Origin of the sequence: Pseudomonas sp. RA_5y_Pfl1_P24 (genome assembly GCF_963970945.1) — a bacterium.
In the GTDB taxonomy this organism is placed as follows: domain Bacteria; phylum Pseudomonadota; class Gammaproteobacteria; order Pseudomonadales; family Pseudomonadaceae; genus Aquipseudomonas; species Aquipseudomonas tritici.
On the sequence record NZ_CAXAOJ010000002.1, the window covers coordinates 301,375 to 317,767 of the forward strand.

Consider the following 16,393-nt stretch of genomic DNA (forward strand, 5'->3'; position numbering starts at 1 on the left):
TTCCGTTTTTTCGGTTTAGAGGAGATTGGACATGGACATAAGTGTAAAGCTGAACCAGTCTTATCCGCCGGTTGCCCCTCAAGGCGCACCTGTGCAGGTGGCCGCCGACAAGAGCGTCACTAAAGTCCAGGAAACCCCGGCTACAGGCAAAGAGCCTGAGCGTGCGGACCTGGAAAAAGCAGTTACCGATATTCGCGAATTCGTACAAGCGTCCGAGCGCAAGCTGGATTTTTCAATTGATGACTCCACCCATCGTGTGGTGGTCAAGGTGATCGCCACCGACAGCGGTGAAGTGATTCGCCAGATTCCGTCGGAAACGGCGCTGAAGCTGGCACAGAACCTTTCCAGCGCAAGCCACCTGTTGTTTGACGACAAGGTCTGAGCTGGCATGAAACTTGTTGCTGTCCTGTCTTGAGGCGTAATAAGTCAAGATAACGGCAGCCACCGAACAGGAGATAGATGATGGCGGGTTCAACGGTAAGTGGTATCGGTTCGAACATCGATACGCAAGCGATCGTGAAGTCCTTGGTGGACGCCGAAAAGGTGCCCAAGCAGACGCAGATCAATACCGCGTCCCAGAAGGCGACCACCACGCTGTCTTCGATCGGCAAGATTCAGGCGGCGCTGGATGCGTTTCGTGGTGCCCTGGACACAATGTCCACCGGCAACAGCTTCACCGGCTTGACGGGCTCATCCTCGGATGAAAAGGTCGCCACCATGACGGCGAGCAACACGGCGTCAAACGGTAGTTTCCGTTTGATCGTGACTCAGCTGGCCCAGGCGTCCAAGTTGTCCAGTACAACGTTCTCCGCGGGTGCCACTGCGGTGGTAAACGCCACTGATAAGCCGACGACGTTGACCATCACGCAGTCGGGCAAGGGCTACGACCTGAGCGTCCCGGCTGGTGCGACCCTGCAGCAGGTGCGTGATTCGATCAATACCCAATTCGGTACTTCGGGGTTGAGTGCGAACATCCAGACCGACGCCAATGGTTCGCGGTTGATCCTGACCTCGACCACCATGGGGACGGGTTCGGACCTGACGCTGTCGGGGACTTCGGGATTGGATGTCGGCGCCACAGTGGTCGATGACCCCACAGATGCGCTTTACAGCATTGATGGGGTCAATTCCGTTTCCAAATCCAATAACATCGAAGGCGCCCTGAGTGGGGTGAACATCAAGCTGGTCTCGGTCTCGGCTACCGTGCCGGCTGGTGACGTTTCCCCAGATGCGACGAGGAACGCTACGCTGATTACGGTCAGCACTAACAACGCGGCCCTCAAATCCGGGGTCAAGGGCTTTGTCGATACTTACAACGCCTTGATGACTGCGATGACCGCCGAGACCAAGGTCACTACCAACCTCGATGGCAGCACCACGGCGGCGGCCCTGACGGGCGACTCCAGCATGCGTGCGCTGCAGAACGCTATCCGCAACGAGTTCAACAAGCTGTCCGGCACTGGTACGTTCAAGTCCCTGGCTCAATTCGGCGTAGGTACGAGTTCGACAACCGGCATGCTGGCGCTGGACGATAAAAAATGGGACGCGGCGGTCAAGACCAACGCAGCCGACATCAGCAGCATGTTTTCCGGCAAAACCGGCATGCTGGCGCGCATGAAAAGTGCCACGGATGATTACGCCAGGGCAAGCACCGGCGTACTGGCTACGCGCACGGCTTCTTTGTCGGACACGTTGAAAGATCTGTCCAAGGACCAGGCCACGCTCGATGAGCGCATGACCCTGCTCACCAGCAGCCTCTCCGCCAAATACAATGCCATGGACACCCTGGTCGCCCAATTGCGCCAGCAAAGCACCAGCGTCATGACCACGCTCAATGCATTGAACAACCCAAAAACCAATAATTGATCCCTTCAGTGGATACGGGCCAGACACTTGTCTGGCCTTTTTTTATCATTGACGACTGGCCTAAAGCTTTTTGCGGGCCAGTCGACATATTGGTTACTGAATTCCTTTTCGCTGTCGCCTGTCACGAGGTAGAAACATGAATCCCATGAGAGCCCTTCGCCAATACCAGAAGGTCAATTCCCATGCTCAGATCTCCGAAGCCAGCCCGCATCGCCTGGTGCAGATGCTGATGGAAGGCGGCCTTGACCGCATGGCCCAAGCCAAAGGTGCGCTGGCGCGTGGTGACATCGCGGCCAAGGGTTTGATGCTCGGCAAGGCGATTGATATCGTGATCGGCCTGCGTGACGGCCTGGATGCGCAAAAAAGTGATAACCCGGCTTACGTCCAGCAGTTGGAAAGTTTGTATGCATATATGACCAACCGACTGATGGAAGCGAACCTGCATAACGACGCCGACATGATCGACGAAGTGGCGCGTTTGCTGATCACCGTAAAAGAAGGCTGGGACGCTATTGCGGCGCCACAGGCAGCAGCAGAATAAGGCCACCGGCCTTGAGGAACACGTCATGAGCCAAGCACTGCAACGCATTGATGAAACCCGTGAGGCGCTGATGGGCGCGCTGGCGGACCGTAACTGGGACGCCATCGGCGAACTGGACCTGGGCTGCCGTCACGTGATCGATGAGGTGCTCAGTGAAGCGCCAGTGGACGAGGATGCGTTGCGTGAGAAGCTTGAGAGCCTGTTGGCGGTTTACCAGCAATTGCTTGAGGTGACGACTGGCGAGCGCCAGGCGATTTTCGAAGAGATGTCGCAGATCAACCAAGCGAAAAATGCGTCGAAGGTCTACCATCTGTTCGGGTGAATGCGCTTAGTTAATCCGAGCGGCGCGTCATATATTTGACTGTGCCAGCATTTTTGACTTAACTAGTGCTGTTTTCAGATTTCAGACGTCTATAGAGTAAGAATTCCTACAGCCGTCTTGATTGCCCTCACACCGGGCAGGAAGTTTTACTAGGGAAGTTGCTATTGCATGTGGCGTGAAACCAAAATTCTGCTGATCGATGACGATAGCGTCCGCCGCCGCGACCTGGCGGTGATTTTAAATTTTCTCGGTGAAGAAAATTTGCCCTGCGGCAGCCATGACTGGCAGCAGGTGGTCAGCTCGTTGTCGTCGAGCCGTGAAGTCATATGCGTGCTGATCGGGACGGTAAACGCTCCTGGCGCTGTTTTGGGCTTGTTAAAGACACTGTCCACCTGGGATGAGTTCCTGCCTGTGTTGCTAATAGGCGATATTTCTTCTGTCGATCTGCCAGAAGACCAACGCCGCCGCGTGCTTTCCACCCTGGAAATGCCGCCCAGCTACAGCAAACTGCTGGATTCCCTACACCGTGCCCAGGTCTATCGTGAGATGTATGACCAGGCGCGCGAGCGCGGTCGTCATCGCGAACCCAACCTATTCCGCAGCCTGGTCGGCACCAGCCGTGCCATCCAGCATGTGCGCCAGATGATGCAGCAAGTGGCCGACACCGACGCCAGCGTACTGATTCTCGGCGAGTCGGGCACCGGCAAGGAAGTGGTCGCGCGCAACCTGCACTATCACTCCAAGCGCCGCGACGGGCCTTTTGTGCCGGTCAACTGCGGGGCGATCCCGGCAGAGTTGCTCGAAAGCGAACTGTTCGGCCACGAGAAGGGCGCCTTTACCGGGGCGATCACCAGCCGTGCCGGGCGTTTCGAGCTGGCCAACGGCGGCACCTTGTTCCTTGATGAAATCGGCGACATGCCGCTGCCGATGCAGGTCAAGCTGCTGCGCGTGTTGCAGGAGCGCACCTTCGAGCGTGTGGGCAGCAACAAGACCCAGAGCGTCGACGTGCGCATCATCGCGGCCACCCACAAGAACCTCGAAAGCATGATCGAGGTCGGCAGCTTCCGCGAAGACCTGTACTACCGCCTCAACGTCTTCCCGATCGAGATGGCCCCGCTGCGTGAGCGCGTGGAAGACATCCCGCTGCTGATGAACGAACTGATCTCGCGCATGGAGCACGAAAAGCGCGGCTCGATCCGGTTCAACTCCGCTGCAATCATGTCCCTGTGCCGCCACGGCTGGCCGGGTAACGTGCGCGAGCTGGCCAACCTGGTGGAGCGCATGGCGATCATGCACCCCTACGGCGTGATCGGCGTGGTCGAGTTGCCGAAGAAATTCCGCTACGTCGACGACGAAGACGAGCAACTGGTCGACAGCCTACGTAGTGACTTGGAAGAGCGCGTAGCCATCAACGGCCATACCCCGGACTTCGGTTCCACCGCCATGTTGCCGCCTGAAGGCCTGGACCTGAAGGACTACCTCGGCAACCTGGAACAAGGCTTGATTCAACAAGCCCTGGACGACGCCAACGGCATCGTCGCCCGTGCCGCCGAGCGCCTGCGCATCCGTCGAACCACCCTGGTGGAGAAAATGCGTAAGTACGGTATGAGCCGCAAAGAAGGTGATGAACAGGCAGATGATTGACGCCTGTTTTTCAAGCCGCTGATTTTGGGTGTCCGGCCTCGCCAATACTGTTCCGTTTTTGACGGCGTCTGTTGCCGTCATACTGCGTTGCAGCTCATCCCCATAGCCAGCTATGAGTCGTCGCTGCGCCTTGTCTGACGGCAACAGCCGCTCGTCAAAACGAAACTGTATTGGCGAGGCCGGGCACCTTGGTTTTTTTTCGGCACAAGTATTGCAAAAGCCCTCGCAACGTTCCGTTTAACTGACGGTCAGCCAAGCGAGAGAGCATGATGCCCCACGCCGCCCAACTATCTTCGGCCCCTTTTACCCAGGGGTTGATCCCGCCTGTAGAACCGCTGTCCCGTCAGGGGCTTGAGCACGCGTTCTCGCAGTTCAACCAGATGTCGAGCCAGCTGACCGATTCCTACAGCCTGCTCGAAGCCCGGGTGTCCGAGCTAAAAGGCGAGCTGGCCGTGGTCAGTGCCCAGCGCATGGAAGAGCTGGCCGAGAAAGAGCGCCTGGCCAACCGCCTGCAAAACTTGCTGTCGCTGTTGCCAGGTGGCGTGATCGTCATCGATGAAGACGGCCGCGTGCGCGAAGCCAACCCGGCCGCCTGCGACATGCTTGGCCTGCCGCTGGAAGGTGAATTGTGGCGCCACGTCATCACTCGCTGCTTTGCGCCGCGTGAAGACGATGGCCACGAAATCTCCCTCAAAGACGGCCGTCGCCTGTCCATTGCTACCCGATCTCTTGACGCGGAGCCGGGCCAACTCGTGCTGCTCAACGACCTGACCGAAACCCGTCACCTGCAAGATCAGCTGGCGCGCCACGAGCGTTTGTCCTCGCTGGGGCGCATGGTCGCGTCTCTGGCGCACCAGATCCGCACGCCGCTGTCGGCAGCGTTGATCTACGCCAGTCATTTGACTGATGAGCAATTGCCCGCTGCCACCCATCAGCGCTTTGCAGGGCGCCTTAAAGAGCGTCTGCATGAGTTGGAGCATCAGGTGCGTGACATGCTGGTGTTTGCCCGCGGTGAATTGCCGCTGACCGATCGCATTACGCCGGCCGAGTTGATGCAGGCCCTGCAAGCGGCGGCCGCCACCCATATTCAAGACGTCCAGGTGCGCTGGCAATGCGACAGCCACCTCGGTGAGCTGCTGTGCAACCGCGACACGCTTGTAGGTTCGCTGCTTAACCTGATCGAAAACGCCACCCAGGCCAGTGGTCCCGGTGCGCGGCTCAAGGTGCACCTGTACAGCCGTGGGCAAACCCTGCGCCTGTGCATCAGTGACAGCGGTAGCGGTATCGAGCCCGCCGTTTTGCAGCGTTTGGGCGAACCCTTTTTCACCACCAAGACCAACGGTACGGGCCTGGGCCTGACCGTGGTCAAGGCAGTGGCGCGTGCTCATCAGGGGGAATTGCAGCTGCATTCCCGTCTGGGGCGTGGCACTTGTGCATTGATGACCTTGCCGCTGTTTTCATGCGCGGCAAGCGCGGAGTAGAGAGGATATGGCTATCAAGGTTCTGTTGGTGGAAGACGATCGCGCCCTGCGTGAAGCATTGGCTGACACGCTGCTGCTGGCGGGCCACGACTACCGAGCGGTCGGTTCTGCCGAGGACGCCTTGGAGGCGGTGGAGCAGGAGTCCTTCAGCCTGGTGGTCAGTGATGTGAACATGCCCGGTATGGACGGCCACCAGTTGCTCGGCCTGCTGCGTGCACGCCAGCCGCAGTTGCCGGTGTTGCTGATGACCGCCCATGGCGCCGTGGAGCGCGCGGTCGACGCGATGCGCCAGGGTGCGGCGGATTACCTGGTCAAGCCATTCGAGCCTAAAGCACTGATCGAATTGGTCGCTCGGCATGCCCTCGGCGTGATCTCGGCCAGCGAAGGCGAGGGCCCGATTGCCTTCGAGCCGGCCAGTGCTCAGTTGCTGGAACTGGCGGCCCGCGTGGCGCGCAGTGATTCCACTGTGTTGATCTCCGGCGAGTCCGGCACCGGCAAAGAAGTGCTGGCACGTTACATCCATCAGCAATCGACCCGCGCCAAGCAACCGTTTATCGCGATCAACTGCGCGGCAATTCCCGACAACATGCTCGAAGCCACTCTGTTCGGTCACGAAAAAGGCTCGTTCACCGGCGCCATCGCGGCCCAGGCTGGCAAGTTCGAACAGGCCGACGGCGGCACCATCCTGCTCGATGAGATTTCGGAAATGCCTCTGGGCCTGCAAGCCAAGTTGCTGCGGGTCCTGCAGGAACGTGAAGTAGAGCGTGTCGGCGCACGCAAGCCGATCCAGCTGGATATCCGCGTGGTCGCTACCACCAACCGCGACCTGGCGGGCGAAGTGGCGGCGGGGCGCTTCCGTGAAGACCTGTTCTACCGTCTGTCGGTATTTCCCCTGGCCTGGCGCCCGTTGCGCGAGCGCCCGGCGGACATCATCCCGCTGGCCGAACGCCTGCTGAACAACCACGTCAAAAAAATGAAGCACGCTCAGGCACGCCTGTCCGCTGAGGCCCAGGCTTGCCTGATCAGCTATCCGTGGCCGGGCAACGTGCGGGAATTAGACAATGCCATCCAGCGCGCGCTGATTCTGCAGCAGGGCGGGCTGATCCAGCCCCAGGATTTCTGTTTGGCCATGGGCAGCGGTGTGGCGCCGCTCCCGACCTTGTCGCCCGCGCCCGTGGTGGCTGAAATCGAAACTGCCGGTGCCCTGGGCGACGACCTGCGTCGCCGCGAATTCCAGATGATCATCGACACCCTGCGTTCCGAACGCGGCCGCCGCAAAGAGGCCGCCGAGCGCCTGGGCATCAGCCCGCGCACCCTGCGTTACAAGCTGGCGCAGATGCGCGACGCCGGCATGGACGTGGAAGCGTACCTATTCGCCACCTGATCTGTATCGAGGCCGACAAGCTTTGTCGCCTTTTCTTACGACTTGATACAGAGCTGGCACCCTTGTTGCTACTTCCCCTAGTAATTGCGGCGTAGCGTCAAAAAACTGCGGGTTGTCGGAGAGAGAAGTTCATGAGCCAGGGTATTGAGTTCAATCGGTTGATGTTGGATATGCGCTCCATGCAAATGGACGCCATGGCTCAACCGAAATCCGTCGCGCCAGCGCCGGAATTGAGCCAAAGCAGTTTCGCCGACATGCTGGGTTCGGCGATTAACAAAGTCAGTAGCACCCAGCAAGCCTCCAGCCAGTTGGCGAATGCGTTCGAGATCGGCAAAAGCGGCGTGGACCTCACCGACGTGATGGTCGCTTCGCAAAAGGCCAGCGTTTCGTTCCAGGCGCTGACCCAAGTGCGTAACAAGCTGGTTCAGGCTTACCAAGACATCATGCAGATGCCGGTTTAAGGACGAGATTTAAGTCATGGCAGAAGCAGTCGTGGACAACGCACCCGCCAAGGCAGACGGCAAGCCGCCCCTGTTTGGCCTGTCGTTCCTGGAAAACCTCTCTGAAATGACCATGCTGCGTCAGGTGGGCCTGATGGTTGGCCTGGCTGCCAGCGTGGCAATCGGTTTTGCCGTGGTGTTGTGGTCGCAGCAACCTGATTACCGGCCGCTGTACGGCAGCCTGGCGGGCATGGATTCCAAGCAGATCATGGAAACCCTGGCCGCCGCCGACATCGCCTACACCGTTGAGCCCAACTCCGGGGCCCTGCTGGTCAAGGCCGACGATGTGGCGCGTGCGCGCATGAAGCTCGCGGCGGCCGGCGTGACGCCGTCCGACAGCAATATCGGTTTTGAAATCCTCGACAAGGACCAGGGCCTGGGGACTAGCCAGTTCATGGAAGCGACTCGCTACCGTCGTGGCCTGGAAGGCGAACTGGCGCGCACCATCTCCAGCCTGAATAACGTCAAGGGCGCACGCGTGCACCTGGCCATTCCGAAAAGCTCGGTGTTTGTGCGCGATGAGCGCAAACCCAGTGCTTCGGTATTGGTTGAGCTGTTTTCTGGCCGCTCCCTTGAGCCTGGCCAGGTCCTGGCGATCATCAACCTGGTAGCCACCAGTGTTCCTGAGCTGAGCAAGTCGCAGATCACCGTCGTTGACCAGAAGGGCAACCTGCTGTCCGACATGGCCGAAAACTCCGCGCTGACCCAGGCCGGCAAGCAGTTCGACTACAGCCGTCGCATGGAAAGCATGCTCACCCAGCGTGTGCACAACATCCTGCAACCGGTGCTGGGCAATGATCGCTACAAGGCTGAAGTGTCCGCCGACATCGACTTCAGCGCCGTCGAGTCGACCTCTGAGCAGTTCAACCCGGACCAACCGGCGTTGCGCAGCGAGCAGTCGACCAGTGAACAACGCACCGCCGCCAATGGCCCGCCGCAAGGCGTGCCGGGTGCCCTGAGCAACCAGCCACCGGCCCCGGCGTCGGCCCCGCAAACCACGGGTGGCGCTGCCGCTACTGCGGGTGCGATTCAGCCTGGCCAGCCATTGCTGGATGCCAACGGCCAGCAGATCATGGACCCGGCCACCGGCCAGCCGATGCTCGCACCGTACCCGGCGGACAAGCGTAACCAGTCCACCAAGAACTTCGAGCTTGACCGTTCCATCAGCCACACCAAGCAACAACAGGGTCGCGTCAATCGCCTGTCGGTGTCGGTGGTGGTCGATGATCAAGTCAAGGTCAACGCTGCTGACGGTGCGGTAACCCGCGCCCCATGGAGCGCCGACGAATTGGCGCGCTTCACTCGCCTGGTGCAGGACGCGGTCGGTTTCGACGCCAGCCGTGGTGACAGCGTCAGCGTCATCAATATGCCGTTCTCCGCCGAACGTGGCGAAGTCATCGCCGAGGCCGCGTTCTACACACAGCCGTGGTTCTGGGACATCGTCAAGCAAGTGCTGGGTGTGTTGTTTATCCTGGTACTGGTGTTTGGCGTGCTGCGCCCGGTGCTCAACAACATCACCGGCAATGGCAAGAAACAACTGGCGCCCTTCGGTGGCAGCGATGTCGAGTTGGGTGGCATGGGCGGCCTGGACGGCGAACTGGCCAACGACCGCGTCAGCCTGGGCGGCCCGCAAAGCATTCTGTTGCCAAGCCCGAGCGAAGGCTATGACGCTCAGTTGAACGCAATCAAGAGTCTGGTAGCAGAAGACCCGGGCCGTGTGGCCCAGGTCGTGAAAGAGTGGATTAACGCAGATGAGTGATCGAGCCGCTGTTGCCAAGCTCACCAAGGTCGATAAAGCCGCAGTCTTGCTGCTGTCCCTCGGTGAAACCGACGCCGCCCAAGTGCTGCGCCACATGGGCCCCAAAGAGGTTCAACGAGTCGGCGTGGCCATGGCGCAAATGCGCAATGTGCACCGCGAGCAAGTCGAGCAGGTGATGAGCGAGTTCGTCGAGATCGTCGGCGACCAGACCAGTCTGGGCGTCGGCTCCGACAGTTACATCCGCAAGATGCTCACTTCGGCCCTGGGCGAAGACAAAGCCAACGGCCTGATCGACCGCATCCTGCTGGGTGGCAACACCAGCGGCCTCGACAGCCTGAAATGGATGGAGCCGCGCGCCGTTGCCGACGTGATCCGCTTCGAGCACCCGCAGATCCAGGCGATCGTAGTGGCGTACCTCGACCCCGATCAGGCCGGTGAAGTCCTCGGCCACTTCGACCATAAAGTGCGCCTGGACATCATCCTGCGCGTGTCGTCGCTGAACACCGTGCAGCCGGCGGCCCTGAAAGAACTCAACACGATTCTCGAGAAGCAGTTCTCGGGCAACTCGAATGCCTCGCGTACCACCCTGGGTGGTATCAAGCGCGCGGCCGACATCATGAACTTCCTCGACAGCTCGGTCGAAGGCCAGTTGATGGACTCGATCCGCGAGATCGACGACACCCTGTCCGGCCAGATCGAAGACCTCATGTTCGTGTTCAACAACCTCTCCGATGTCGACGATCGTGGCATCCAGGCGTTGCTGCGCGAAGTCTCCTCCGACGTGCTGGTACTCGCACTCAAGGGCTCGGACGAGGGCGTCAAGGAAAAGATCTTCAAGAACATGTCCAAGCGCGCCTCGGAACTGTTGCGCGACGACCTGGAAGCCAAAGGCCCGGTGCGCGTCAGCGACGTGGAAACCGCGCAGAAAGAAATTCTCACCATTGCCCGCCGTATGGCCGAAGCCGGAGAAATCGTTCTCGGCGGGAAGGGCGGCGAAGAAATGATTTAAGGCGCTTTCCATGTCGAGCAAAGATGAGGCACCCAGCGATCTGATTCGCGCACGGGATGTCGGCGGGTTCGACATCTGGTCGTTGCCCAGCTTCGATCCGCACGTGCCGGAGCCTGAGCCGGAACCGGTTGTAGAAGCTCCGGTGGAAATGGAAGAAGTGCCGCTGGATGAAGTCCAGCCACTGACCCTGGAAGAGTTGGAAAGCATCCGCCAGGAGGCCTACAACGAAGGCTTCGCCGTCGGTGAAAAAGACGGTTTTCGCAGCGCCACGCTCAAGGTACGCCAGGAAGCCGAGGTAGCGCTGAGCGTCAAGCTGGCCAGCCTGGAGCGCTTGATGGGCTGCCTGTTCGAGCCTATCGCCGAGCAGGATTCGCAGATCGAAAAGTCCATGGTCGACCTGGTGCAGCACATTGCCCGCCAGGTGATCCAGCGTGAGCTGGTGCTGGACTCCAGCCATATCGAAAGCGTGATGCGCGAAGCGCTTAAGCTGCTGCCCCTGGGCGTCGGCAACGTGCGGCTGTACATTAACCCGCAGGATTTCGAACAGGTCAAAGCCCTGCGCGAGCGCCATGAAGAAACCTGGCGCATCGTCGAAGATGCGGCGCTGCAACCCGGTGGCTGCCGTGTCGAGACCGAACACAGCCGGATCGACGCCACGGTGGAAACCCGCATCAGCCAGATCACGGCCAAGCTGCTGGACCAGGCCCACGAGCAGGTGTTGAACCCGGCAGAGCCTGACCTTGGCGTGGACCTGGACGCACCCGATGCGCCTTGATCGCACCAGCTTCGCCAAGCGCTTGAGCGGTTACGCCGAAGCCACAGAGTTGCCCGGCCAGCCAATCCTTGAAGGGCGCCTGCTACGCATGGTCGGCCTGACCCTCGAGGCCGAAGGCCTGCGCGCCGCCATGGGCAGCCGCTGTATGGTGATCAACGACGACAGCTACCAACCGGTGCAGGTCGAAGCCGAAGTGATGGGCTTTTCCGGCAACAAGATTTTCCTGATGCCCGTCGGCAGCCTGGCAGGCATTGCCCCCGGCGCTCGCGTGGTGCCATTGGCCGACACCGGCCGTCTGCCCATGGGCATGAGCATGCTCGGCCGCGTACTCGACGGCGCCGGTCGTGCGTTGGATGGCAAAGGCGGCATGAAGGCCGAAGACTGGGTGCCAATGGACGGCCCTACCATCAACCCGCTCAACCGTAACCCCATCAGCGTGCCGCTGGATGTGGGCATTCGCTGCATCAACGGATTATTGACGGTCGGTCGCGGCCAGCGTCTGGGCCTGTTCGCCGGTACCGGCGTGGGTAAGTCGGTGTTGCTGGGCATGATGACGCGCTTCACCGAAGCCGACATCATCGTGGTGGGGCTGATCGGCGAGCGGGGCCGCGAGGTGAAGGAGTTCATCGAGCACAGCCTCGGCGAAGAAGGCCTCAAGCGCTCGGTTGTGGTCGCGTCGCCGGCGGATGACGCGCCGCTGATGCGTCTGCGCGCCGCCATGTACTGCACGCGCATCGCCGAATATTTTCGCGACAAGGGCAAGAACGTCCTGTTGCTGATGGATTCGCTCACACGTTTCGCCCAGGCCCAGCGGGAAATTGCCCTGGCCATTGGCGAACCGCCGGCCACCAAGGGCTATCCGCCTTCGGTGTTCGCCAAGCTGCCCAAGCTGGTTGAGCGCGCCGGTAACGCCGAGGCCGGCGGTGGCTCGATCACCGCGTTCTACACCGTGTTGTCTGAAGGCGATGACCAGCAGGACCCGATTGCCGACTCGGCACGGGGCGTGCTCGATGGCCACATCGTGCTGTCGCGGCGCCTGGCAGAAGAGGGGCACTACCCGGCCATCGACATCGAAGCGTCCATCAGCCGGGTGATGCCGGCGGTGGTCGCGCCGGAACACATGGCCCGCGCGCAACAGTTCAAACAGCTGTGGTCGCGCTACCAACAGAGCCGCGATTTGATCAGCGTCGGCGCCTACGTGGCCGGCGGCGATCGCGAGACTGACCTGGCTATCGCCCTGCAACCGCAGTTGGTGACCTACTTGCGCCAGGGCCTCAACGACAAGATCAGCATGGGCGAAAGCGAAGCGCACCTGCAGACGATCTTCGCTCCTGCGCCGGGCGGCTAAGCCATGGCCAACAGCCGCGCTGCGCGCCTGGCTCCGGTGGTGGACATGGCCGAAAAGGCCGAAAAAACCGCCGTTCAGCGCTTGGGGTATTTCCAGGGCCAAGTCCGCCTGGCGCAAAGCAAACTGGGTGACCTGGAGCGCTTTCGCGGTGAGTACCAGCAGCAATGGATCGAGCGCGGCACCCAAGGTGTCTCGGGCCAATGGTTGATGGGCTACCAGGGCTTTCTCAACCAGCTGGAAACTGCCGTCGGCCAGCAACGCCAGAGCCTGGCGTGGCACCAGAACAACCTCGACAAGGCCCGCGAAAGCTGGCAGCAGGCGTTTGCCCGCGTCGAGGGCTTGCGCAAACTGGTGCAACGCTACATTGACGAAGCGCGGGCGCTGGAAGACAAGCGCGAGCAGAAGCTGCTGGACGAACTGTCACAGCGCCTTCCACGCCAAGAACAGTATTAAGGCGTGGGCTTACCTGCGATGGCCACGGGCATTTACACACTACAATATTGCATAGCCCACACACATTTGATTTGTTGTGTTGCCCATAGCCGGTTCACCTGCTAAACCTTGTGTCATTGCCAATGACAAGGAAGCAGTCGCATGACAGTTGAGTCAGAAGTATCCCTGGATGGGAAGAAATTGACGATCGTGATCAAAGGTCGGTTCGATTACAGCAGCCATCAAACCTTTCGCGAGGCCTATGAGCGGTTCTACAAAGGGCCTGGGTTGTACGTCGTCGACTTGAAGGACACCACCTACATGGACAGCTCGGCCTTGGGCATGCTCTTGCTGTTGCGTGATCACGCGGGGGGCGACGACTCGGAAGTCCGGGTAATCAACAGCAACTCCGATGTGCGCAAGATCCTCGCTATCTCCAACTTCGACAAACTGTTCGACATCAGTTGAGCGCCCTGGCCCCCGTCCTTGAACCGCTGACGATCCTGATCGCCGAAGACAGCGCCGCCGACCTGCTGTTGCTGGCGACCATCGTACGGCGCCAGGGCCACCAAGTGCTGACGGCCACCAACGGTGCGGAGGCGGTCGAGGTGTTTATCCGTGAGCGCCCGCAGTTGGTGTTGATGGATGCGCTGATGCCGGTGATGGATGGCTTTGAGGCGGCGCGCCGGATCAAGCAGTTGGCGGGTGAGGAGCTGGTGCCACTGATTTTCCTCACCTCCCTGCGTGAGAGCGAGGCCCTGGCCCAATGCCTGGATGCCGGCGGCGATGATTTCCTGCCCAAACCCTACAACCAACTTATTCTCGCGGCGAAGATCAATGCGATGGACCGTCTGCGGCGGTTGCAGGCCACGGTCCTGCAGCAGCGAGACCTGATCGCCAAGCATCATGACTATCTCCTGCATGAGCAGCGGGTGGCCAAGGCGGTGTTCGACAAGGTTGCGCATTCGGGCTGTATCAACGCCGCGCCGAACATTCGCTACCTGCAATCGCCCTACGCGTTGTTCAACGGCGACTTGCTATTGGCCGCCTACACGCCCTCCGGCGACATGCATGTGTTGCTCGGCGATTTCACCGGCCACGGCCTGCCGGCGGCGGTGGGCGCCATGCCCCTGGCAGAAGTGTTCTACGGCATGACCGCCAAGGGTTACGGCCTGGCGCAAATTTTGGGCGAGATGAACGCCAAGCTCAAGCGCATCCTGCCGGTGGACATGTTCTGCTGCGCCACGCTGTTGTGCCTGAGCACGCAGCGGCGGGTGGTGGAGGTGTGGAACGGCGGCATGCCCGAAGGGTATGTGCATGAAGTCGCCACCGGCAGGCGCACGTCACTGGCATCCCGACATTTGCCGTTAGGGGTGCTGTCGGCGGAGGCCTTTGATGATCGCACTGAAGTCTGGCCCATGGCCCTGGGCGACCGGGTGTTCTTGCTGTCCGATGGCGTGTTGGACACTGCTGGCGCCAATGACCAGCTGTTTGGCGCAGAGCGTTTGCAGCAGGTGTTCGCTGCCAATCGCGAGCCTGACCGTTTATTTGAAGATATCGAACAGGCCCTGGCGGCGTTTCGAGGTGAAGCGCGGGATGACGTGAGCATGGTGGAAATCACCCTGCAAGCCGGCCAGCAGCCGCGTGCCACCGGACAGTTATACGCCGACAGCGGGCAGGCATGCCCGCTGGATTGGTCGGTGAGTTTTGAATTCCGCGCCGAAACGTTAAAACGTTACAACCCTTTGCCGTACCTGTTGCAACTGTTGCTGGAAATCCATGGCCTTCGCGAGCAGAGCGGGGCGCTTTACAGCGTGATGGCCGAGCTGTATTCCAACGCGCTGGAGCATGGCGTGCTGGGCCTGGACTCCCGGCTCAAGCGCGATGCCCAAGGGTTTGCCGAGTATTACCACCTGCGCAATGACCGCCTGAACCTGCTGACCAGCGGTTATGTGCGGGTGCATGTGCAGGTGGTGCCGACGCAGGGGGGCGGTCGCCTGAGTCTGTGCATTGAAGACAGCGGCGCGGGCTTTGACGTGGAACAGGTGTTGGCGCGGCCGTGGGACATCGACCGTCTGTCTGGCCGGGGGTTGAGCTTGGTACGGCAGTTGAGCAGCGATGTACGCTGGTCCGATGGCGGGCGCAGTGTCTGCGTGGAGTTTTGCTGGGAGGCTCTGGCATAATCTGCCGATTCTTGATCAAGGAGCGAGCAAGTGATTGATCTACATCTGGACCCAGATGTGTTGTCGGGTTTGCAGGAAGTCATGGAAGGCGAGTATCCCAAGTTGCTTGATACCTTTCTCGACGATTCCCAGAAGCGTGTCGAGGCGCTGCGCAAGGCGCGGGATGATGCGAAGGCGTTGGGGCGGATTGCGCATAGCTTCAAGGGGAGCAGTGGGAACCTTGGGGCGGTGCGGTTGGCGCAGTTGTGTCAGCGGTTGGAAATTGAGTCGGTTCAATCCACCACGGATCTGGGGGCGCTCGTGGATCAGATTGATTATGAGTTTGCTTTGGTTAAGCCGCTGTATGAGTCGGAGCGGCAGCGGTTTGGGGTTTGAGTTGAGTGTGTGCATATCCGTTATTTAGGTAACGGCCACTATTGGTTCCGCTCTTACAGCGGGTCACTTTTGGAAGAGCGCCAAAAGTAACCAAAAACGCTTCGCCCCAACACTCGGCACCTCGCTTAGGCTCGGTGTGCCCGAACGAAGGCTTTGGAGCGTGGGCCGCCGCGATGGGCCATCCTTGGCCCAGCGCGGCTAACCCGGCGTCCTGCCGGGTTACCCACGCTCCAAAGCCTGCGTTCGGCCAGCGTGTTTAACGGGGCGCCCCAGATCAAAAGCAAAGCGCGGCGGCCTTAGGGCCGACCGGTTTTCTAACTGCCAATCTCGGTCCAAATGTGGGAGCTGGCTTGCCTGCGATGGCATCACCCTGGTTCATCTGATGTACCGAGTTGCCTGCATCGCAGGCAAGCCAGCTCCCACAATTTAAATCTCCATTCATCAGGCAGATATCAACCTGCTCTTGATCTGCTCTTGATCTGGCTTGTGATCTTGATCTGAGGCGCCCCGTTAAACACGCTGGCCGGAATTCGACATGGATTTGGGGGGTAAACCGGCAGGGATGCCGGTTTAGCCGCCCCGCGCCATGGATGGCGCGTGGCGGCGGCCCCCCAAATCAATGTCGGATTACGGGCACACCGAGCCTAGGCGAGGTGCCGAGTGTTGGGGCAAGAGCCCTTTGCTTACTTTGGGGCTCTTTTCCAAAGTGAGCCGCCGTAAGGGCGGAACCAATAGCAGCCGTAACCGCAGAAACGGATATGTACACAATAAAAC

General features: G+C 60.3%; 16 protein-coding genes. All 16 read left to right on the forward strand.

What is annotated here, in order from left to right:
• Positions 1 to 31: 31 nt before the first annotated feature.
• Complete coding sequence (locus AACY30_RS03915) at positions 32 to 382, forward strand: flagellar protein FlaG (RefSeq protein ID WP_339468111.1); 351 nt, start codon at positions 32 to 34, stop codon at positions 380 to 382.
• 80 nt (positions 383 to 462) lie between these two features.
• Complete coding sequence (gene fliD / locus AACY30_RS03920) at positions 463 to 1,866, forward strand: flagellar filament capping protein FliD (RefSeq protein ID WP_339539789.1); 1,404 nt, start codon at positions 463 to 465, stop codon at positions 1,864 to 1,866.
• Positions 1,867 to 2,002: 136 nt separating this feature from the next.
• Entirely contained in the window at positions 2,003 to 2,407 is a 405-nt protein-coding gene (gene fliS / locus AACY30_RS03925; RefSeq protein ID WP_339416628.1) for a flagellar export chaperone FliS, read from the forward strand.
• Positions 2,408 to 2,432: 25 nt separating this feature from the next.
• On the forward strand, positions 2,433 to 2,729 hold the full coding sequence (locus tag AACY30_RS03930; protein ID WP_015885198.1) for a flagellar assembly protein FliT: 297 nt from the start codon (positions 2,433 to 2,435) through the stop codon (positions 2,727 to 2,729).
• Positions 2,730 to 2,897: 168 nt separating this feature from the next.
• Positions 2,898 to 4,373: a sigma-54 dependent transcriptional regulator gene (locus AACY30_RS03935; RefSeq protein ID WP_339416625.1), complete on the forward strand. Its 1,476-nt coding sequence runs from the start codon at positions 2,898 to 2,900 to the stop codon at positions 4,371 to 4,373.
• Positions 4,374 to 4,642: 269 nt separating this feature from the next.
• Positions 4,643 to 5,854, forward strand: coding sequence for a sensor histidine kinase (locus AACY30_RS03940; RefSeq protein ID WP_339468291.1), 1,212 nt, complete (start codon positions 4,643 to 4,645; stop codon positions 5,852 to 5,854).
• A 7-nt stretch (positions 5,855 to 5,861) separates the two neighbouring features.
• On the forward strand, positions 5,862 to 7,238 hold the full coding sequence (locus tag AACY30_RS03945; RefSeq protein WP_339468116.1) for a sigma-54-dependent transcriptional regulator: 1,377 nt from the start codon (positions 5,862 to 5,864) through the stop codon (positions 7,236 to 7,238).
• Positions 7,239 to 7,369: 131 nt separating this feature from the next.
• On the forward strand, positions 7,370 to 7,699 hold the full coding sequence (gene fliE, locus AACY30_RS03950; protein ID WP_339539791.1) for a flagellar hook-basal body complex protein FliE: 330 nt from the start codon (positions 7,370 to 7,372) through the stop codon (positions 7,697 to 7,699).
• A gap of 16 nt (positions 7,700 to 7,715) precedes the next feature.
• A complete protein-coding gene (gene fliF / locus AACY30_RS03955; protein WP_339468120.1) occupies positions 7,716 to 9,497 on the forward strand; it encodes a flagellar basal-body MS-ring/collar protein FliF in 1,782 nt (593 codons plus the stop codon).
• Positions 9,490 to 10,506, forward strand: coding sequence for a flagellar motor switch protein FliG (gene fliG, locus AACY30_RS03960; protein WP_032887877.1), 1,017 nt, complete (start codon positions 9,490 to 9,492; stop codon positions 10,504 to 10,506). Before fliF ends, fliG begins: the two co-directional genes overlap by 8 nt.
• Positions 10,507 to 10,516: 10 nt before the next feature.
• The gene (gene fliH, locus AACY30_RS03965; RefSeq protein WP_339539794.1) at positions 10,517 to 11,281 is read left to right on the forward strand and encodes a flagellar assembly protein FliH; all 765 of its coding nucleotides are present in this window, start codon (positions 10,517 to 10,519) and stop codon (positions 11,279 to 11,281) included.
• Positions 11,271 to 12,629, forward strand: a complete 1,359-nt coding sequence (fliI, locus tag AACY30_RS03970; RefSeq protein WP_339539797.1) for a flagellar protein export ATPase FliI — start codon at positions 11,271 to 11,273, stop codon at positions 12,627 to 12,629. The genes fliH and fliI overlap by 11 nt, the downstream gene beginning before the upstream one ends.
• Before the next feature lie 3 nt (positions 12,630 to 12,632).
• Positions 12,633 to 13,082 (forward strand): flagellar export protein FliJ, encoded by a 450-nt coding sequence (gene fliJ, locus AACY30_RS03975; protein WP_339468126.1) that lies wholly within the window; start codon positions 12,633 to 12,635, stop codon positions 13,080 to 13,082.
• Positions 13,083 to 13,223: 141 nt separating this feature from the next.
• Positions 13,224 to 13,529: an STAS domain-containing protein gene (locus AACY30_RS03980; protein WP_339539798.1), complete on the forward strand. Its 306-nt coding sequence runs from the start codon at positions 13,224 to 13,226 to the stop codon at positions 13,527 to 13,529.
• Entirely contained in the window at positions 13,526 to 15,244 is a 1,719-nt protein-coding gene (locus tag AACY30_RS03985; protein ID WP_339468131.1) for an ATP-binding SpoIIE family protein phosphatase, read from the forward strand. Before AACY30_RS03980 ends, AACY30_RS03985 begins: the two co-directional genes overlap by 4 nt.
• A 30-nt stretch (positions 15,245 to 15,274) precedes the next feature.
• Positions 15,275 to 15,619, forward strand: coding sequence for an Hpt domain-containing protein (locus AACY30_RS03990; RefSeq protein ID WP_339416611.1), 345 nt, complete (start codon positions 15,275 to 15,277; stop codon positions 15,617 to 15,619).
• Positions 15,620 to 16,393: the final 774 nt, after the last annotated feature.

Bases quoted from the DNA above. Each gene is read 5' to 3' on its own strand.
- AACY30_RS03915 (WP_339468111.1), top strand. From the start codon at position 32: ATGGACATAAGTGTAAAGCTGAACCAGTCTTATCCGCCGGTTGCCCCT.
- fliD (WP_339539789.1), top strand. From the start codon at position 463: ATGGCGGGTTCAACGGTAAGTGGTATCGGTTCGAACATCGATACGCAA.
- fliS (WP_339416628.1), top strand. From the start codon at position 2,003: ATGAATCCCATGAGAGCCCTTCGCCAATACCAGAAGGTCAATTCCCAT.
- AACY30_RS03930 (WP_015885198.1), top strand. From the start codon at position 2,433: ATGAGCCAAGCACTGCAACGCATTGATGAAACCCGTGAGGCGCTGATG.
- AACY30_RS03935 (WP_339416625.1), top strand. From the start codon at position 2,898: ATGTGGCGTGAAACCAAAATTCTGCTGATCGATGACGATAGCGTCCGC.
- AACY30_RS03940 (WP_339468291.1), top strand. From the start codon at position 4,643: ATGCCCCACGCCGCCCAACTATCTTCGGCCCCTTTTACCCAGGGGTTG.
- AACY30_RS03945 (WP_339468116.1), top strand. From the start codon at position 5,862: ATGGCTATCAAGGTTCTGTTGGTGGAAGACGATCGCGCCCTGCGTGAA.
- fliE (WP_339539791.1), top strand. From the start codon at position 7,370: ATGAGCCAGGGTATTGAGTTCAATCGGTTGATGTTGGATATGCGCTCC.
- fliF (WP_339468120.1), top strand. From the start codon at position 7,716: ATGGCAGAAGCAGTCGTGGACAACGCACCCGCCAAGGCAGACGGCAAG.
- fliG (WP_032887877.1), top strand. From the start codon at position 9,490: ATGAGTGATCGAGCCGCTGTTGCCAAGCTCACCAAGGTCGATAAAGCC.
- fliH (WP_339539794.1), top strand. From the start codon at position 10,517: ATGTCGAGCAAAGATGAGGCACCCAGCGATCTGATTCGCGCACGGGAT.
- fliI (WP_339539797.1), top strand. From the start codon at position 11,271: ATGCGCCTTGATCGCACCAGCTTCGCCAAGCGCTTGAGCGGTTACGCC.
- fliJ (WP_339468126.1), top strand. From the start codon at position 12,633: ATGGCCAACAGCCGCGCTGCGCGCCTGGCTCCGGTGGTGGACATGGCC.
- AACY30_RS03980 (WP_339539798.1), top strand. From the start codon at position 13,224: ATGACAGTTGAGTCAGAAGTATCCCTGGATGGGAAGAAATTGACGATC.